This window comes from Pelagibacterium lacus (assembly GCF_003345525.1).
Classification (GTDB): Bacteria; Pseudomonadota; Alphaproteobacteria; order Rhizobiales; family Devosiaceae; genus Pelagibacterium; species Pelagibacterium lacus.
Window position 1 is genome coordinate 1 of record NZ_QQNH01000061.1, and the last position, 1,861, is coordinate 1,861.

The following is a 1,861-nucleotide window of genomic DNA, read 5'->3' on the forward strand; positions in this document are numbered from 1 at the left end:
GGAAAGACGATTGGGATCATGATCATGGCTGCGGTGAAGACGACGACGTTCATCACCGCGCCGATGCGGACGAAATCGAAGAACTTGTATCCGCCGGCGCTGTAGACCAGCGTGTTGGTCTGGTAACCGATGGGGGTGAGGAAGCTGGCGCTGGCCGCAAACATCACCGCCACCACGAAGGGGCGCGGATCGACCCCGAGCCCGCTCGCCAGCCCGATGGCCACCGGGGTGACGATGACGGCCACCGCATTGTTGGTCACCACCTCGGTGAGCGCCGAGGAGAGAAGATAGACCACCCCCAGCGCAAAGAGCGGGGAGGCGGTGATCAGCACCGGGGCCAGGGCGTCGACGATATCGTCGACCAGCCCCACATTGTCCATGGCCACCCCGACGGCCAGCATGGCAATGATCAGCCCGAGCACCCGCCAGTCGACCGCCTGCACGGCCTCGTCGACCTCGACGCAGCGCGACACGAGGACGGCGGCCGCCCCGATGACCGCCAGCCCGGCAATGGGCATCAGACCCAGCGCGGCACCGACCACCACGGCCAGCATGACCCCGATGGCGATGGGCGCCTTGGCGCGGCGGAACCCGCGCTCGGTGGGTTCGGAGACGTTGACCAGGTCGTAATCCTCCACGAGACGCTGCAGGTCTTCGGACGCCCCCTCGATCATCAGCGTGTCGCCGACTTCGAGCGGGGCGGTCTCGAAGCGCTCGGACAGGATGGAGCCGCGCCGATGCAGCGCGATTGGGTAGACGCCATAGCGGCGGCGCAGCCGCAAATGGCGCAGGGTCTTGCCCAAAACGCCGGTATTGGGGCTGATGAGGACCTCGACCACCGAGGAGGGGCGGGTGCCCAGCGACTGCATGTGCTGGGCCTCGCGCATGGTGAGGTCGCCCTCCTCCTTCATGGAGAGCAGTTCGGCAACCGAAGTGCGCAGCACCACCACGTCGCCGGGTTGCAGCACCACCTCATTCATGTGCCGCCGCAGCGAGATGTTGGCGCGGATGACGTCGATCAACTGCCGGTCGGCGCGGCTGAAGGCCGCGACGTCGCGGGTCTTCTTGCCCACATGGGGGGAATCGTCCTCGATCATCGCCTCGAGCACGTATTTCTTGTTGGCATCGGGGGCGGTGAGCTGGGCATTGCCATTGCGGTCGGGCAGCAGGCCGCGAAACAGCAGCAGGGTGACGATGCCGGCCGCCGCCACCACGATCCCCACCGGGGCGATCTCGAAGATGTGGAAGGGCGCCAGCCCACGCTGCTGGGCAACACTGTCGACGAGGATATTGGTCGAGGTGCCGATCAGCGTTCCCGTGCCGCCGAGAATGGCGGCGAACGAGACCGGGATGAGGAGCTTGGAGGCCGAGGTCTCCATGACCCGCGCCATGGAAACGGCCACCGGGATCATCAGCATGACCAGGGGGGTATTGTTCATGAAGGCCGACATCACCGCGATGGCGATGAGAAAGACCATCATGGTGAGATAGGGGTGGGTCTGGGCGCGGGCGGTCACCAGCCGGGCGAAGGCCTCCAGCGCGCCGGTGCGCATGAGCGCCGCCGATATGACGAACATGGCGGCGATGGTGACCGGGGCGCTGTTGGACATGACGCCCAGCACGTCCTCGACCGAGATCAGCCCCAGAACCATGAACACCGAGACGGCGACCGAGGCGCTGACTTCGGGCGAGCGCCATTCGCGGGCGAAGGCGACGAGCAGCAGCGCAATGCCCCCCGCGACGATCGGCGTACCGAAAGGCTGCACGAGGTCGGCGATCAACACGGAACTCCGTCGAGGGCCGCGGGGCCGTCATGGCCGATCCGGGCCGAAGCCAAATCGCAAACGATCATGCGCTGGGC

At 66.6% G+C, this 1,861-nt stretch carries 1 protein-coding gene; it reads right to left on the reverse strand.

Going from position 1 to position 1,861, the window contains the following annotated elements; genetic code table 11:
• The coding region (locus DVH29_RS16020; RefSeq protein ID WP_245945066.1) for an SLC13 family permease at nucleotides 1-1,784 on the reverse strand (1,784 nt) is incomplete at its 3' end.
• Between the last annotated feature and the right edge of the window lie 77 nt (nucleotides 1,785-1,861).